The sequence below is a fragment of the Bacillus sp. 16GRE42 genome (assembly GCF_019837435.1).
Lineage (GTDB): Bacteria > Bacillota > Bacilli > Bacillales > Bacillaceae_G > Bacillus_A > Bacillus_A wiedmannii.
Genome location: NZ_JADAXF010000001.1, coordinates 1569063 through 1585574, shown reverse-complemented (window position 1 = coordinate 1585574; position 16512 = coordinate 1569063). Strand labels below are relative to the sequence as shown.

Annotated in this window: 22 protein-coding genes; 18 read left to right on the top strand and 4 right to left on the bottom strand. The window is 35.8% G+C overall.

What is annotated here, in order from left to right:
• The first annotated feature begins 17 nt into the window (after positions 1-17).
• The 8 genes from spoVAA to ILS93_RS08095 all read left to right on the top strand — a co-directional run bounded on the left by spoVAA (position 18) and on the right by ILS93_RS08095 (position 5837).
• Complete coding sequence (gene spoVAA, locus ILS93_RS08130) at positions 18-638, top strand: stage V sporulation protein SpoVAA (protein WP_064474895.1); 621 nt, start codon at positions 18-20, stop codon at positions 636-638.
• Complete coding sequence (gene spoVAB / locus ILS93_RS08125; RefSeq protein ID WP_000572950.1) at positions 631-1047, top strand: stage V sporulation protein SpoVAB; 417 nt, start codon at positions 631-633, stop codon at positions 1045-1047. Before spoVAA ends, spoVAB begins: the two co-directional genes overlap by 8 nt.
• A gap of 14 nt (positions 1048-1061) precedes the next feature.
• Entirely contained in the window at positions 1062-1520 is a 459-nt protein-coding gene (gene spoVAC / locus ILS93_RS08120; RefSeq protein WP_000147730.1) for a stage V sporulation protein AC, read from the top strand.
• Between the two features lie 13 nt (positions 1521-1533).
• Positions 1534-2550, top strand: coding sequence for a stage V sporulation protein AD (spoVAD, locus tag ILS93_RS08115; protein WP_064474896.1), 1017 nt, complete (start codon positions 1534-1536; stop codon positions 2548-2550).
• Positions 2551-2553: 3 nt separating this feature from the next.
• Positions 2554-2904 carry a stage V sporulation protein AE gene (gene spoVAE / locus ILS93_RS08110; RefSeq protein ID WP_000345909.1) on the top strand — a complete coding sequence of 117 codons (351 nt, stop codon included), beginning with the start codon at positions 2554-2556 and terminating at the stop codon, positions 2902-2904.
• Between the two features lie 5 nt (positions 2905-2909).
• A complete protein-coding gene (spoVAEA, locus tag ILS93_RS08105) occupies positions 2910-3479 on the top strand; it encodes a stage V sporulation protein SpoVABEA (RefSeq protein WP_001254417.1) in 570 nt (189 codons plus the stop codon).
• Positions 3466-4938, top strand: a complete 1473-nt coding sequence (gene spoVAF / locus ILS93_RS08100) for a spore germination protein SpoVAF (RefSeq protein ID WP_048562394.1) — start codon at positions 3466-3468, stop codon at positions 4936-4938. Before spoVAEA ends, spoVAF begins: the two co-directional genes overlap by 14 nt.
• Before the next feature lie 95 nt (positions 4939-5033).
• Positions 5034-5837, top strand: a complete 804-nt coding sequence (locus ILS93_RS08095; protein WP_222660291.1) for a Cof-type HAD-IIB family hydrolase — start codon at positions 5034-5036, stop codon at positions 5835-5837.
• A 31-nt stretch (positions 5838-5868) separates the two neighbouring features.
• Here the strand turns inward: ILS93_RS08095 and ILS93_RS08090 are convergent, their stop codons facing one another.
• Positions 5869-6735: a DUF1002 domain-containing protein gene (locus ILS93_RS08090; protein ID WP_000850512.1), complete on the bottom strand. Its 867-nt coding sequence runs from the start codon at positions 6733-6735 to the stop codon at positions 5869-5871.
• 187 nt (positions 6736-6922) lie between these two features.
• Between ILS93_RS08090 and ILS93_RS08085 the strand changes: the two genes are divergently transcribed.
• From ILS93_RS08085 to ribT, 3 genes are all read left to right on the top strand, one after another.
• Positions 6923-7360, top strand: a complete 438-nt coding sequence (locus ILS93_RS08085; RefSeq protein WP_000853785.1) for a peptidylprolyl isomerase — start codon at positions 6923-6925, stop codon at positions 7358-7360.
• A gap of 218 nt (positions 7361-7578) precedes the next feature.
• Complete coding sequence (locus ILS93_RS08080) at positions 7579-7761, top strand: hypothetical protein (protein WP_088047338.1); 183 nt, start codon at positions 7579-7581, stop codon at positions 7759-7761.
• Between the two features lie 67 nt (positions 7762-7828).
• Positions 7829-8197, top strand: coding sequence for a GNAT family N-acetyltransferase RibT (ribT, locus tag ILS93_RS08075; RefSeq protein WP_000908397.1), 369 nt, complete (start codon positions 7829-7831; stop codon positions 8195-8197).
• Positions 8198-8217: 20 nt separating this feature from the next.
• On the opposite strand, the gene ILS93_RS08070 is transcribed toward ribT, so the two are convergent.
• Positions 8218-8736: a DUF309 domain-containing protein gene (locus ILS93_RS08070; protein WP_000283580.1), complete on the bottom strand. Its 519-nt coding sequence runs from the start codon at positions 8734-8736 to the stop codon at positions 8218-8220.
• Between the two features lie 97 nt (positions 8737-8833).
• Entirely contained in the window at positions 8834-8929 is a 96-nt protein-coding gene (locus ILS93_RS08065) for a YjcZ family sporulation protein (RefSeq protein ID WP_000510194.1), read from the bottom strand.
• A 169-nt stretch (positions 8930-9098) separates the two neighbouring features.
• Here ILS93_RS08065 and scpA point away from each other — a divergent pair, with 169 nt between their 5' ends.
• The 6 genes from scpA (at position 9099) to phnF (ending at position 14358) form a co-directional block, all read left to right on the top strand.
• Positions 9099-9842: a segregation/condensation protein A gene (gene scpA, locus ILS93_RS08060; RefSeq protein ID WP_001199757.1), complete on the top strand. Its 744-nt coding sequence runs from the start codon at positions 9099-9101 to the stop codon at positions 9840-9842.
• A 158-nt stretch (positions 9843-10000) separates the two neighbouring features.
• Positions 10001-10573, top strand: a complete 573-nt coding sequence (scpB, locus tag ILS93_RS08055; RefSeq protein WP_060488364.1) for a segregation/condensation protein ScpB — start codon at positions 10001-10003, stop codon at positions 10571-10573.
• A 78-nt stretch (positions 10574-10651) separates the two neighbouring features.
• Positions 10652-11554, top strand: a complete 903-nt coding sequence (locus tag ILS93_RS08050) for a ComEC/Rec2 family competence protein (RefSeq protein WP_064474898.1) — start codon at positions 10652-10654, stop codon at positions 11552-11554.
• 207 nt (positions 11555-11761) lie between these two features.
• Positions 11762-12904: an N-acetylglucosamine-6-phosphate deacetylase gene (nagA, locus tag ILS93_RS08045; protein WP_064475087.1), complete on the top strand. Its 1143-nt coding sequence runs from the start codon at positions 11762-11764 to the stop codon at positions 12902-12904.
• 4 nt (positions 12905-12908) lie between these two features.
• The gene (gene nagB / locus ILS93_RS08040) at positions 12909-13697 is read left to right on the top strand and encodes a glucosamine-6-phosphate deaminase (RefSeq protein ID WP_064474899.1); all 789 of its coding nucleotides are present in this window, start codon (positions 12909-12911) and stop codon (positions 13695-13697) included.
• The gene (gene phnF / locus ILS93_RS08035) at positions 13627-14358 is read left to right on the top strand and encodes a phosphonate metabolism transcriptional regulator PhnF (protein ID WP_002194085.1); all 732 of its coding nucleotides are present in this window, start codon (positions 13627-13629) and stop codon (positions 14356-14358) included. The genes nagB and phnF overlap by 71 nt, the downstream gene beginning before the upstream one ends.
• A 70-nt stretch (positions 14359-14428) precedes the next feature.
• Here the strand turns inward: phnF and ILS93_RS08030 are convergent, their stop codons facing one another.
• Positions 14429-15235 carry an HAD family hydrolase gene (locus ILS93_RS08030; RefSeq protein ID WP_222660289.1) on the bottom strand — a complete coding sequence of 269 codons (807 nt, stop codon included), beginning with the start codon at positions 15233-15235 and terminating at the stop codon, positions 14429-14431.
• Positions 15236-15400: 165 nt separating this feature from the next.
• Here ILS93_RS08030 and glcT point away from each other — a divergent pair, with 165 nt between their 5' ends.
• Positions 15401-16249, top strand: a complete 849-nt coding sequence (glcT, locus tag ILS93_RS08025; protein WP_048546230.1) for a glucose PTS transporter transcription antiterminator GlcT — start codon at positions 15401-15403, stop codon at positions 16247-16249.
• The last annotated feature ends 263 nt before the right edge of the window (positions 16250-16512 follow it).

Here is a 16512-nt window from a genome sequence, read left to right as displayed (position 1 = left end):
GAAGAGGTGAATGGAAATTGGAACAAACAATTTATATTAAAATGCGTAATCGATTAAAAGTTTCTCCTACGTATGAAGTGAAACTGGGTGATGTCGCTCAACTTGCCGGAGATGCTATGGTAGTTGAATTATTACAGAATGAGGTAGTTTACAAAATAACAGCGCATGATAAGACGCATGTTGTAATTGATGTTATGAAAATTATTGAGATTATTCAACAAAAAGCGGCTCATATACAAATTAATTTACTCGGTTCTGGACAAACTCTTGTTGAAATTATATATGAAAAAAAGAAAGTACATCCGATTTTCTTCGGACTTGTATGGTTGTTACTTTTTATTGGAGCGGCTCTTGCGATCATTTATTTCCATGAAGATGTAAGTATGCAACAAGTACACCAGCGGTTATATTACATGATTACGGGAGAATTTAAGGCACAGCCACTTCTATTTCAAATTCCTTATTCAGTAGGTCTTGGGTTAGGCATGGTTTTATTTTTTAATCATGTATTTCAAAAGCGAATTAATGAAGAGCCGAGTCCGTTAGAAGTGGAGATGTTCCAATACCAGCAGTCACTTGACCAATATGTAATTGTTCATGAAAACAAGGACAATATGAAACAACTTGCCGATGATTGAGTCTGGGCTTGTTATTTTAATTGGTTTAGCGGGAGGAATTGCAGTAGGTAGCGGATATGTCGCATTTTTAGCTGTACTTGGTATAATCCCCCGACTAGCTCAATTAACGAGAAGTGGAAAGCACATTCAATATTTTGAGTGGGCAGTTATTGCAGGTACGTTAACAGGAGCTTGGTGTAGTTTGAAAAACATTACATTTCAAACATCGCAATATTGGCTTGTTATACTAGGACTATTTTGTGGCACATTCATTGGAATGCTTGCAGCCGCATTAACAGAAGTGTTAAATGTTTTACCTATTTTAGCGAAAAGAGTAGGGGTAGAAGGGAAAATTGTTGTTTTACTCGTTGCTCTTGTACTTGGCAAAGTAATAGGCTCATTGTTTCACTGGATTTATTTCGTAAAGTAGGAGGCAATATATAAATGACAGGGCGAAAACTAAAGGATGATTACATAAATAAAGTGAAGGAGTACCATCCAAAACCAAACTATTTCCTAAATTGTGTCAAGGCATTTCTTGTAGGTGGATTCATTTGTACTGTCGGAGAAGTATTAATGAAATTTTATATACATTATTTTCATTTCAGTGAACAAGAGGCAGGAAATCCGACAGTTGCAACGCTTGTATTACTATCGGCGATTTTAACAGGTTGTGGTGTATATGATAAAATCGGTCAATTTGCTGGAGCGGGATCGGCCGTACCTGTTACAGGATTTGCGAATTCTATGGCGAGCGCTGCGCTAGAACATAAGAGTGAAGGAATTGTGCTTGGGGTTGCTACAAATATGTTTAAGCTAGCGGGAAGTGTTATCGTTTTTGGGGTCGTTGGTGCATACGTTATTGGATTAATAAGATATACTTTTAACATTTTTATGTCTTAAAGGAGGGGCTAGTATGAGGTTGACTGGAAAACAAACGTGGGTATTTCAAAATGATATTTATGTGAATGCAACCGGTACTGCTGTTGGTCCAAAAGAAGCTGAAGGCCCTCTTGGGAAGGATTTTGATATTTCATATGATGATTTACATTGCGGAGAGGAAAACTGGGAACTTGCTGAACGAAGATTAATGTCAGATTCAATTCAACAAGTCTTGCAAAAAGGAAATGTAAAAACATCACAAATCGACTTTTTTTTAGCGGGTGATTTATTAAATCAAACAGTGACAGCAAATTATGTTGCACGTAATTGGGGGATTCCCTTTTTAGGGATGTTTAGCGCTTGTGCAACCTCGATGGAGACTTTAGCGGTTGGATCAGCCTTTATAGATGGTGGATTCGCAAATCGTGTTTTAGCGACGGTAAGTAGTCATAATGCAACGGCTGAAAGACAGTTCCGTTATCCAACAGAGTATGGGGGACAGAAACCAGGAACAGCAAATTCCACTGTTACAGGTGCGGGATCCATATTAATTAGTAAAGAAAAAAGTGCAATTAAAATTACGGCAGCTACGATTGGAAAAGTGCAAGATTTAGGGATTGCGAATCCTTTAGATATGGGGTCGGCGATGGCACCTGCTGCTGCTCATACAATTCAACAACATTTTGAAGATTTGAAGAGGAGTGCAGCAGATTATGATTTGATTGTTACCGGTGATTTATCAGCTATTGGGACACCAATCGCAAAACAACTGTTACTGGAAGAAGGTTATGATCTTGGGCATATATATAATGATTGCGGATTAATGATTTATGATTCCGGTCAAGAAGAAGTATTTGCCGGTGGTAGTGGTTGTGCTTGTTCAGCTGTTGTCACATATGGTCATTTATTAAGCGAGATGCAAAAAGGGAATTTACAACGAATTTTTGTCGTTGCTACTGGCGCGTTATTAAGTCCGATGATGATGCAGCAGAAAGAAACCATTCCAACAATTGCACATGGTGTCGTATTTGAGAGAGTGAAGGGAGAGTGAATTGTGGATTTTATATATGCATTTCTTGTAGGAGGCGCCATTTGTGTAATTGGACAGGTATTGTTAGATTTCGCAAAGTTAACACCAGCCCATTTAATGGCTACCTTTGTAGTTATAGGAGCAGTTTTAGATGGATTCGGATTGTACGATAAGCTTATAAAGTTTGCTGGTGCTGGTGCGACAGTTCCTATTACAAGTTTTGGACATTCACTATTACATGGGGCAATGCATGCGGCAGAAAAACACGGATATATTGGGATTGGTATGGGTATGTTTAGTTTAACGTCTGCAGGCATTTCTGCAGCGATATTATTTTCATTTTTTGTAGCACTTATATGTAAACCGAAAGGATAAATCAAATGAGACGAAGGGTTGTTTTGGTCACAGATGGGGATGAATATGCAAAGCGGACAATTGAGCTTTTAACGAAGGAATTTGGGGGAAGGTGTATTTCAGCATCACAAAGTAATCCAACCAAATTGACAGGGAAGAAAGTTGTTGAGCTTATTATGCAAACGCCATATGACCCTGTATTTGTCATGTTTGATGACAGTGGATTTATTGGAGAAGGATCTGGTGAAAAGGCTTTAAAATATGTAGCCACACATAAACAAATTGATGTACTGGGGATTTTGGCAGTAGCGTCTAATACACATCATTGGGAATGGGCACGTGTAGATGTCAGTGTAGATCGGAACGGGAATTTAACCGAATACGGTGTTGATAAATTTGGACTTCCAGATGGTGAAATTGGCAGAATTAGCGGAGATACAATTTATTGTTTAGATGATCTGAATGTTCCTGTCATTGTGGGAGTTGGTGATATTGGTAAGATGTGTGGAAACGATGAATGGGAGAGAGGATCACCTATTACTAGAAAAGCGATTCAATTAATTTTGGAAAGGAGTGGTTTTTATGACGAAACCTAAAAAAGTGGAAATCCCTATTTCATCTTTCATAAGTGATAATGAAAATTACTTAAAGCAAACAGCTGGACTGGGTGTTACATACGACGTTGGCATTCGTAAATTTCAAATTTTGAATAAAGAAATTGGTGTGTTATTTGTAAATGGACTTTGTGATACAAATTATATTATCCCTATTTTAGAAGAAGCGGTGGATACAAATGAGATAAGGGATGTAGAAGAAGATACAGTGAAGCTTTTAGAGAATCGTTTAATCCATCAACAAGTAAGCAAAGTGAAAACGATGGATGAGGTAATGCTTCAAGTATTATCGGGACTCATCGTTATATTTGTGGAAGGTGAAACGGAAGCGTTCGCAATAGATGTTCGTAGTTATCCGGGCCGGACGCCGACAGAACCAGATACAGAAAAGGTAGTACGTGGTGCAAGGGACGGATTTGTTGAAAATATCGTTGTAAATACAGCGTTAATTCGTAGAAGGATACGTGACCCACGTCTTCGAAATGAAATGATTCGAGTAGGAGATAGATCACAAACGGATGTTTGTATTACATATGTACAAGATGTTGCAAATCCGGATTTAGTTAAAATTATAAAACAAGAATTAAATAACATTGAAGTAGACGGGATTACGATGGCGGATAAAACGATAGAGGAATTTGTAGTTAAACAAGGCTATAATCCCTTCCCGCTTATTCGATATACAGAAAGACCAGATGTAGCAGCAAATCATCTATTAGAAGGACATGTGTTAGTACTCGTTGACACATCGCCAAGTGCTATGATTACACCGACAACATATTTTCATCATTTACAGCATGCAGAAGAGTTTAGGCAAAATCCAGCTGTAGGTACATTTTTACGTTGGGTACGTTTTTTAGGTGTTATATTTTCACTGTTCTTATTGCCATTTTGGTTAGTGTTTGTTTTTGATCCAACTCTTTTACCGGAAAGTCTTGCTTTCATTGGACCGAACAAGATGACGCATTTACCAATTTTATTACAAATTTTGATGGCCGAAATCGGACTCGAATTTTTAAGGATGGCTGCCATTCATACACCGACATCATTGTCGTCTGCAGCAGGATTAATTTCTGCCATATTAATTGGTCAAATTGCCATTGATGTAGGTTTGTTTGTACCAGAAGTAATTTTATACGTAGCAGTTTCTATGATCGGAGCATATGCAACACCGAGTTATGAATTAGGGCTTGGGAATAAAGTCGGAAAGCTATTTGTCATTATTTTGACAGGTATATTTCATGAAATGGGATTTGTAGTTGGAATGACGATATTGATTTTATTTTTAACGTCTATAAAAAGTTTACAAACACCGTATTTATGGCCGTTTTTACCATTTGATTGGGGAGCGTTAACAAAAATTCTACTCCGTCCAACGATGTCTAGTTTAAAAGTGCGCCCAAGTATTGTAAAACCTCAAAATGTAAGAAGGCAAAAATAAGCAGGATTAATCTCCTGCTTATTTTTTATCGAAAATTTATTGTTTTTTAACAAAAATCAAACATTTTTTGTGTACACTTAGAGTAGATATTGTGTATGGAAGGGGAAGAGGACATGATTAAATTATTTGTAAGTGATTTAGATGATACGCTCGTTTACAATGTGAATCATATGCAAAAAGAAGATGAACGTGCACTTTGTTGGTTAGCTGAAAAAGGGACAAATATTTGTTTTGCCTCTGGCCGCTTTACTCATCGAATTGATGAAGTCGTAAATAGGTTTGCATTCCCGTATTACACAACTAGTTTAAATGGAGCAACGATGTTACTGCCGGATGGAAAAATATTTCATGAATCAAGTTTTGAAGATGGGATTGCCCAGGAAATATATCGATATATCCATAAAAAGAGACTAGCAGATATTGTTTGTGCAAATGAGCAACGGTATACAAAAAGAAAGAATGAACATCATCATACTTTTGAAACGTATATGGGCGTGCATATTGCTGAAATAGAAGCATTAGAAGAGGAATTTGGTAAGACTGTACATCCTGCGAAATTGTTTGTTTTTGGGGAAGAAGAGACAATTGCAGCATTAGATCAAGAGTTACGAGATACATTTCAGAGCGAAGCGGAAGTTTTTATGTCGGGTAAATGCTATGTTGACATTATGCCAAGGGGAGTAAGTAAAGGGAGTGCTTTAAGGCGACTAATGGAACATTTACAAATTGAAGCAAATGAAATTGCATGCATTGGCGATTCTTTCAATGATATTTCTATGTTTGAAGTAACTCCGCATTCATTTACTCTACATCATGCTCATCCATATGTGAAGGAGAAGGCAAATCATATTGTTCGTTCGGTCGAAGAAGCTGTTATGAAATTGCCATTACTTGTATAAAAAAAGAAGCTCGTCACTGACGAGCTTCTTTTTACTTGAATAACGATTTAACAAAATCAATGATACTTGAGAAGAAATCTTTAACTTTATCTAGGAAACCTTGCCCTTCTTCAGATCCTAAAAAGGCAGAAACGTGTTCTTTTGCTTTATTTAACTGACTGCCAACTTGATTCCAATCGATATTAAGATTTTTCATTTTATCAAATAGCGCAACTAAGTTATCTAACTGTTCATCCGTTAATGTAATGCCAAGTTGATCCGCAATTTTTTGAATTAATGAACGTAAATCTTCAGTCGTTTTTGGCTGTTCTTTGGCAATTTCTTCTTTAATTTTTGCAACAAGTTGAACTGCTTTTTCTTCACCAATTTTATCGCCGAGCTGGGCTGTTTGCACCATTTCTTCATTGGCTACTTTTTTTACTTCCTCAGGAATTGCTTTGTTCGATGTTGTTTCATAGGCTTTCATTAAACCGGTTAAAGCAGCAGTTCCTGAAACTTTAAATGGTGCAGTAATTTGAATTTCTGCATCTTTCACACCTGCTGTAATAAGTGCGTTTGTGTACATTGCATCTGTTATCGAATTAATGTTTTTTGAACGTACAATGAGACCAGACCCTGGTTTTGTGTATGTAATCATAGAAGAGGAAATTGCTCTCGTACCAATTTGCGCTTTTGGAACAATCCCTTCTAGAAATTTATGTTCTTCCGCATTAGACACAGTAATGATTGTAGCATCCTTTGGTGCTTTCATTTCTTTTAACAGATCTTGTTTTTGTTGTTCAGACAAGTTTTCTCCTAGTGTAACAATTGATTCTCCTTCGATGATGTCTGCAAACGAAGCTGTTGGCATCATAAATACCGTTACAGCCAATAGCAGAGCTAGTAATTTCGTTTTCACGAAAAATCGCTCCCTTTCTCTTTCTAAAATTTTCGGGCAACACAGTTATTATAGTATATATTTCTTATTTGTCACCTAGCTTTTTCCACATTTCGAAAAAGAAGTATCTAGATTGTCGGATTCTTTTTGTTTCTAGTCATGAATGTGGTAATATAGTGCTGAGATAGTTGAAAGGAGACATATACGTATGAAAACTTTAGGATACATATTAATGGAAAATGGAGAAAAAATCGATTTAGAATTTTTCCCAGAAGAGGCACCAAAAACAGTAGAAAACTTTAAAAAACTAGCAGAGCAAGGATTTTATGATGGTGTGACATTCCACCGCGTTATTCCTGGCTTCGTAAGTCAAGGTGGAGATCCAACAGGAACAGGTGCAGGTGGCCCAGGTTACTCTATCCCATGTGAAACTGATGGAAATCCTCATAGACATCTTGTAGGTTCACTTTCTATGGCTCATGCTGGCCGTAATACAGGCGGTAGCCAATTCTTTGTTGTTCATGAGCCACAACCGCATTTAGATGGTGTACATACTGTATTCGGTAAAGCAACAAGCGGTATTGAAACAGTATTAAACATGCGTCAAGGCGATGTAATGAAAGAAGTTAAAGTTTGGGAAGAATAAGTTAATGGGAAAAGAGAGCTATGGCTCTCTTTTTTGTTTTTTTAATAGGAATGGGTATTTCGTTTGCAGTACATGATACAAGTAGTACTATATTGAAGCGAAAATATGGCGCCTATAAGAACAAAATTTTAACAAATTACATAGAATACATTAAATTACATGTTTCAAGAAATATTTTTATTACATTAATTTTGCTAGAATTCATTTGCTCTCAGGTGATGAATATTGAAGTGGTAATGAGCGATGGATGTTTCTTTTTGCTTTCATATAACAGCATTTCTTCTTTAATCTACTTAGAAAAAATAGTACTGAAACATATATTTGACTTTCTTCTTTTCGCTTTGTATGATTATCAAGTTGTTTTAGGCCCTTCTCACTCTGTTGAAAATATTGTAAAATGAATGTGATATGAAAAGAGTGGTTGAGGGGATTAATAGTTTGTAACTTTTGTAAGAAGGGATAAGGGTTATGTTAATTCGTTTTAAAAAAAGTTATGAAAAGATTGCAATGGGGCTTCTTTCATTTATGCCAACTGAAAAAGATGTAAAAACATTACAATTGACTATGAAAGATTATGAAGCAAAGGATGATTGGCAATTGTATTTGTGGAAACAAAACGAAGATTTTGTTGGGATAATGGGGATTGTAAAAAAAGAGAATCAAGTGTTGGAAATTCAGCATTTGAGTGTGAACCCGTCTCACCGTCATATGGGTATTGGGACGAAGATGGTTCAAGAGTTAAAGAGTAAATTTCTTGAGTTTACAATTTGCGGAAATGAGCAAACAGCAAGTTTTTGCAAAAAGTGTAAAGGGCTAGAACAAAATATACATTCGTGAAAGCAGAGATAAGTAGTTTATTATCTCTGCTTTCTTTTTTGTAATTGTTCGTTTCGTTCAGCGATGACCTCTGTTCGATCACGTAATGTGTGCTTATGTATTATATATTCATTAGAAGTAGCATTCACGTCTTTCCAAGGAAGGTTTTGTTTCTGACATAATTCCATGCAGTGCTTTTCTAATGCTGTATCCGATAATGGTAAAAATAACGGTGTAAAACTCTCTTCTTTCTGTATAGATTGCAATCTATCCTGGAGTAAGCATAGAAGTTGTGTCTGATTTATTCCTAAACGTAGTAAAGGTGCACTGTTTATTTCTAAAATCTTTATGGCGCTTTTCATCATTTTCTCTGCGCCATTCCAGTTAGAGCGTCTTTGATGGTATAAAGAAACTGCAATTTGAATAAGACCGACTAAATAATTATCACGATTTTCTCTCGGTTTTGTTTTCCAATATTCTTCCAGTATCTCGTGGCATTCAAAATAATCATAATCTCCGTGAAAATGAATTAAAAATTGGATGTATTCGGTAGGATACATTTTCTTCACCCCTGTTTAACGGTTATAAATACAAGTTTATCATAGAAATATAAACAATAAACGACTAGGGAATTTTCCCTAGCCGTTATTGTTCATATTAGCAGAAGCAAGCTGCCCCTACAATAATTAGTAAAATAAACAATACAACAAGTAATGCGAACCCACCACTAAAACCGCAATCAACGTGACCCATAGTTTTTTGACCTCCTACATTGTTCTTACTACACTGTTATCATATGAAGCGGTGGGCATGATGACATAGGCATAGGTCTATTTTTAATTAAATTTCTTAAAAAGGTTGGATAGAACATGAGTATGCTCTATACTTATGTTGTTATAGAAAAAATGTGGTGGGATGCTTTGTGCAGTATAATTTTAAAGTAGAGGCTTTTGAAGGGCCTTTAGATTTATTGTTACATTTAATACATCGTTATGAAATTGACATATATAATATTCCTGTAGCGGAAATTACAGAGCAATATTTATCTTATGTTCATACGATGAAAGAACTACAATTAGATGTTGCAAGTGAGTATTTAGTAATGGCTGCGACTTTATTACAAATTAAAAGTAAAATGTTGTTGCCGAAACATGAAGAAGATGTACTTGATAACGGTGATGACTTTATAGATGATCCTCGTCAAGAATTGATGGAGAGGTTAATTGAATATAAGAAATATAAGCAAGTTGCTACTGAGCTAAAAGAAAGAGAACAAGAAAGAGCACAGCTATATACACGTCCGCCAATTGATTTTACATCGTTGCAACAAGAAGAGGAGACAAACTTGCCTCTTGATGTTACGTTATATGATATGCTAGCGGCATTTCAAAAATTAATGCGCCGTAAAAAAGCAAAGAAACCTGTAACAACACGTATTACTCGTCAAGAAATACCAATTGAAAAGCGCATGATTGATATTTTAAAACAGTTAGAAATACAAGGTGGTCGTCAAAGTTTTTATGATTTGTTTGTTGATGATGAACGGGAAATAATGGTTGTAACATTTTTAGCGGTTCTTGAGCTTATGAAAAATCAACAAATCATAATTGAACAGGAACATAATTTTGATGAAATTTTCGTATCAAGCTCTACTAAATCTGCATAGAGTTAGTATGGAAAATGGGATGGAAATAATATATCTCATGCTAGGTTTGAATGTATCGTTTGGAACAAGAGAAAAAATATTGAACCGAACGCATTGATTGTGATTCGGTTTTTTGATGTGTATTTTTATGGAGAAAATTGGAGGAAGGAGTTCGTAAAATGGATAGAAGAGAACAGAAATCAATCATTGAAGGGCTTTTATTTGTTTCTGGTGATGAAGGGATTTATCCAGAACAAATAGCGAAAGTGCTTGAAATTGAAGGAAATGAAGTAATCGATATTTTAGAAGAAATGCAAAAAGAATGTGAAGGTGCACACCGCGGTTTGCAAATTGTACAGTATGCAAAAGTATATCGTTTTGCTACAAAGAAAGAACATGCTTCGTACTATCAAAAATTAATAGATATCCCAACAGCTGCTTCACTTTCTCAGGCTGCTTTAGAAACGTTAGCGATTGTGGCATATCGTCAACCTATTACAAGGACTGAAATGGAAGAGATTAGAGGGGTGAAAACCGATAAGGCGTTACAAACGTTAGTTTCACACTTACTTATAAAAGAAATGGGAAGAGCAGAAGGTCCAGGGCGTCCTATTTTATATGGAACAACGAAAGAATTTTTGGATACATTTGGATTGAAAACATTAGATGATTTACCGGCACTTTCTGAAGAGAATGAACAAATGAATGAAGCAGATTTATTCTTTGGTTCTTTACAGGAGATATCGAAATAAAAGCTTAGCATTTTGCTAAGCTTTTTTTGTATATCAATTATATACCGTGCCATACTAATTGAAAAAAGGAGACGAGTTATGAGAAGTATGCGAAGTATTTTATTGTTAGTTTCTGTTTTGTTATGCTTTTCTTTAAATAGTGCATCGGCCAAAAGATATATGATGTCTATTCATACCGCGTCTCCTTTACATATGCAGCGGCAACATTTTGGTAAAATGAAAGTGAGTTTTTTAAAAGTTGGGCAAGGTGATGCGACACTTATTACATTGCCAAATGGACAAACGATGTTAATTGATGGGGGACCTTATGAAGCAGGTGAGGTTATCATTCAAAAACTAATCGAAAAAGGGATTAACCATTTAGATGCTATCGTCAGTACGCATCCTGATATGGATCACATTGGAGGACTCATTCCGATTGTAGAGCAAATGCCGGTAGCACTTATATTAGATAGTGGAAAAACATATAGTTCTTTTACGTATCACACATACCGGAATCATATTAAAAAAAGAGGAATTCCTTTCGTTTCAGTAAAAGAGGGACAATACATACCGCTAGATCCGCATGTTTCCATACAAGTATTAAACAATGGGAAATCAAAAGATGAAAATAATGAATCTTCAATTGTGTTAAAGGTACGATACGGAAAAGCGGATTTTTTACTAATGGGTGATGCTGATGTGCGGACGGAAACTGAAATATTAAAGCAATTTGATGTACATGCAGATGTGTTAAAGGTGGGACATCATGGCTCCTATACTTCAACAAGTGAAATGTTTATAAAGAAAGTAGAACCGCAGTTTGCAATTCTTTCATATGGAAGCAGAAATCCGTATGGACATCCGCATCAAAGTGTAGTGAGACGCTTAAAACAGCATGGTATAATGATATATGGAACAAACAAACGTACAGTAGAAATGGAAACAGACGGCGAGCATATTACAATAGGCTCTAGTGGATTAATGCCATTACTTAAGTGAGTAATATGATAGGGGATATTCTCCCTTTTTGGAAAACTGAATAACATATATTATAATTGCAAGAGACGTACTAAGTTTCCTTTTTGTTAAACAAAGAGGAAATTTCATTCGAATGTATAGACAACTACTCGTGCATATATTAAGATGGAATTAGGCGAATAAGGTAATAATAACAAGTAGGTATTTCATGGGAAAGGATCGATGAAAATGAAAACGCAAGTTGTCATCAATGCCAAAATTTATACAGGTCAAGAAGTAGTGGAAAACGGATTTATTCGTTACGCAGAAACAATTAAAGAAATTGGTTTGATGGCTCAATATGTATCACAAGAAAATGAAGCGGTTTTAGATGCGGCAGGGAAGATTGTGATTCCAGGTATGATTGATGTTCATATTCATGGTGGGTACGATATTGATGCGATGGATGCAAATAGCGATGGATTAGTAACTCTAGGTAAAGAAATGTTAAAAGAAGGAGTTACAACTTACTTTCCAACAACAATGACACAAGCTCCAGAAGCAATCGAAGCGGCACTACATGCTGCGAAGGAAGCGAAAGAAAAAGGAGCACATTTCGAATATATTCACTTAGAAGGACCGTATGTTTCTAAAAAACGTGCAGGTGCACAACCACTTGAACATATTGTTCCTGCGAATATTGAACAATTTAAACAATGGCAGGAAGCAAGCGGGAATCTAATTAAATTAGTAACATATGCACCTGAAGAAGAAGGTGCGTTAGAATTTGAGCAGTATCTTGCTGAAACTGGTGTTGTTGGCACAATGGGGCATACAGATGCAATTGATGCGCAACTAAAAAATAGAAACATTACACATGCAACGCATTTATACAATCAAATGCGTGGATTACATCACCGTGAACCAGGAGTTGTTGGTCATGTGTTATTAAATCCAGATGTAATGGTTGAAGTAATTACAGATGGTATTCATATTGACCCTGATATGGTGAAATTAGCATATAAATTAAAAGGACCGAAAAAAGTAAGTGTTATTACTGACGCAATGCGTGCAAAAGGTCTTGAAGATGGATTATATGAGCTTGGCGGACAGCCAGTACATGTAAAAGATGGTAGTGCTCGATTAGAAGATGGAACGTTAGCTGGCAGTATTCTAAAAATGGATCAAGCTTTCCGAAATGTAATTGAATTTACAGGTTGTTCAATCGAAGATGCAGTACTGATGACATCAGTTAACCAAGCAGAAGAGTTTGGATTAAATCATAAAGGTGCATTAGTGGTAGGAAAAGATGCAGACTTTGTTGTGATGAATGAAGATTTACATGTATATGATACGGTTCGTTTAGGAATTCATATGAAGGAAGGGAAGTAATTAAATGAATATTCTTGTTGTAAAAACTCCAGAAGAACTAGCAGAAGCAGGTTATAAATTAATTGAAGAAGTTGTAAACACAAAAGAAAATCCAACATTAGGAATGGCTACAGGAAGCTCTCCATTAGGTATTTATGCAGAAATGCGAAAAAATAAACTTGATACAAGCCGTGTAACCACTGTAAACTTAGATGAGTACGTAAATTTACCACATGAAGATAAAAACAGCTATCACTATTTCATGCAAGAACAGTTGTTTGATCATCTTCCATTTAAACAAACTTATGTACCAAACGGGATGGCAAGTGATTTAGAGGAAGAGTGCAAACGTTACGAGGGCATTCTAGCTGCTAACCCAGTTGACCTACAGATTCTTGGAATCGGTGAAAACGGTCACATCGGATTTAACGAACCAGGAACACTGTTTAATTCTCCAACAAACATTGTTGAATTAACAGAGTCTACACGCCAAGCAAACCTTCGCTTCTTCGAAAAAGAAGAAGATGTGCCAACTCATGCGATTACAATGGGGATTGGAAGCATTATGAAAGCGAAACAAATTCTACTCGTTGCTATGGGTTCTAAAAAGGCAGAAGCTGTGAAAGAATTATTACAAGGTGAATATAGTGAAGCGTGTCCTGCTACAGTTTTACAACGTCATCCGAATGTAACCGTAATCGCTGATCAAGAAGCTCTATCTTTATGCAGTGAGGCGATTGCTGATGAACATCGACAAGTATTCACCATTTCCGATCTATTATCAGATTCAAGAGTGGGTGAAACAGCTAATTGAGGACGGCGAATGGAAGCCGGGAGATAAAATCCCATCTGAGAATGAACTTTGCGATAAGTTCGAAGTGAGTCGTATGACAATCAGACAGGCGATTAATAATTTAGTGGAACAAGGTTATTTATATCGGAAACGTGGAATCGGTACGTTTGTCCAACTTCCGAAAGTGGAACAAAAATTGCAAGGAATGACGGGATTCACAGAAGATATGATTTCTCGTGGGATGAACCCAAGTAGTCAATTACTTAGTTTCCGCCTAGTTCCAGCTACTGCGAAAATAGCAGACCGGTTGAGAATACAGGAGGGAGAGTCGGTTTATGAAGTGAGGCGTATACGCTTAGCTGATGATGAACCGATTGCTTTTGAGACGACATATTTGTCGCCAGCTCTTGTAAAAGATATTAACGAAGAAATATTGCAACAATCTTTATATGAACATTTAGAGAAAAAACTGGGCTTTAAACTTGTTAGCGCTACTCAATCAATTGAAGCTTCAATTGCAACGGATAATGAAGCTGAACATCTGCATATTCCTAAAAAGGCGCCAGTGCTTGTAATGCGTCAATGGTCATATTCAGAAGGTGAAGTACCGTTAGAGTATGTGAAATGTATTTATCGTGGGGATCGTTATAAGTTTATTACAAACATCGCACGTAACAAATAATATATTTCAGTTTGTGAAGTACAGTTAATGTCAAATTGTTTAACATGTAAAGAAAAAATACGACTCATCCTTATAAGGAGTGAGTCGTATTTTTATTATGAGCAATTACGTGGTTAACAGCATCTTTAACTGTATTTACTACATAGTGAGCGTGTTCTTTTACTGCGTCATCTGCTTGAAACATAGCAAAACTGTGAGGAGTTAAAGAAAACATCGGGATATCATTATAAGAATCCCCTATGCAAGCAACTTCCTCTGGTTGTAGTTGAAACTCTTTTAATAAAACAGAAATAGCAGCCCCTTTACTAATATTAGGTGGCATTACATCTAAACATTGTTCTGCTGAAATGAATGTACTAACTTTTCCGTGGAATTGTTCATCAATTTTTTTCTGAAGGAGTTGTAAGCTTTCCTTTGTTCCACCGACAGAGATTTTATTTGGAAAAATTGTATCATCAATTTTCTGTAATAGACGCGGTTCTTCAACAGAAGTCATCGTTACTTGTTGTTCAAGTTCATGAATAAATGGTGTTTTCTCTTCAATGTAATAATTATGCTCATCACTTACATAACGAAAATAAGGATCTTCATTTGTCATTGCTAACAGATCAGGTAGAATACTCGAATCGAATGTTGCGGATAATAGTTGCTTGTTTTCATGTGTGTACACGAAAACACCATTTACACTAATACGATGGAAATTTGTATTTACAGCTTTCATTAAGTCTGCAATTTCATTATCCAGTCGGCCAGAAGCGAAACAAAGAATAACATTTTGCTCAGCAAGACTACGAAGTGCTACAATATCCTGTTCTTCAATTAACCCTCCGTGTTGCATCATTGTACCATCGATATCACTTACAAACATTTTAATCATGTTGTTATCCCCTTTCTATGTACAGTTGCTCTTACATTATACGCATCATATATAAACATGTCTAAAAAACGAATTTTTATGAAATGGTAGATGTTTTATATTGACGACAAAGAAGAATGTTCTGTAACATAAAAGCAGGCTATTTAAGTACGAGGGTGGTGTTATATGAGTAATTATCTAGAAATTAAAAAAGTTTTAAATAATAATGTCATCATTGCTAGCCATCCTGAACATGAGGAAGTAGTAGTGATCGGTAAAGGAATTGGATTTGGGAAAAAAGCGAAAGACATATTGGAGCAAGAACAAATTGAAAAAATGTTTGTTTTAAAAAATGAACGTGATCGTGAACAATACAAACTGTTAGTGCCGCATGTGAGTGAAAAATTAATCGAATTAATGAATGATATTATGTTCTACATTCAAGAAAAAGCAAAATCACCATTGAATGAACATATTCATATCGCTTTAACAGATCATATTTCTTTTGCGATTAAGCGGTTAAAACAAGGACTTACAATTGATAATCCTTTTTTAGTTGAAACGAAAATGCTCTATCCAGAGGAATATGAAATTGCTGAAGGTGTTGTAGACCTTTTAAATTCTCGTTTGCAAATTACATTGCCAGAAGGAGAAATTGGTTTTATTGCACTCCATATTTACAGTTCACTTACAAATTCAGATTTATCTTCAGTTAATCAAAACTCCCGTCTCATTGCACATCTTGTATCTTTAATTGAGACAAACTTACAAATTACATTAGACCAAGAAAGTATCCACTACTTACGCCTTATTCGTCATTTACAATATGCTATTGAACGGGTGAAAAAAGGGGAGAAAGTAGAGGAATCACAAAGTTTTGCTGATTTATTAAAGGCGGAATATCCCGTCTGTTATAATTTAGCTTGGAAGCTAGTTAAGGTCATGCAAAAAGAATTGCAACTTCCTGTGTATGAAGCAGAGAGCATATATTTAACGATGCACCTGCAGCGCTTAGTGAAAGCAGAGCATGTGTAAAAAGACATATATTTTTGTCTAAAATGAAAACGTTAAAAAAAATCATTGAATCGCTTACAATAGTTATGTATAATAACTATTGCAAAGTTATACAAATTTCGACAAACACATTAAGGTAAGTAACGAAAACGTTTGCCTTAATTATAGTGAACTTATACGTAAACCTATTTTTGACACGTGTTACTGATTCGATCAGGCATGAGTGGAGAAAAGCAAGGAATGTAAGCTAGAGAAAGGGATATACTACCCTTTGTATAGCTATC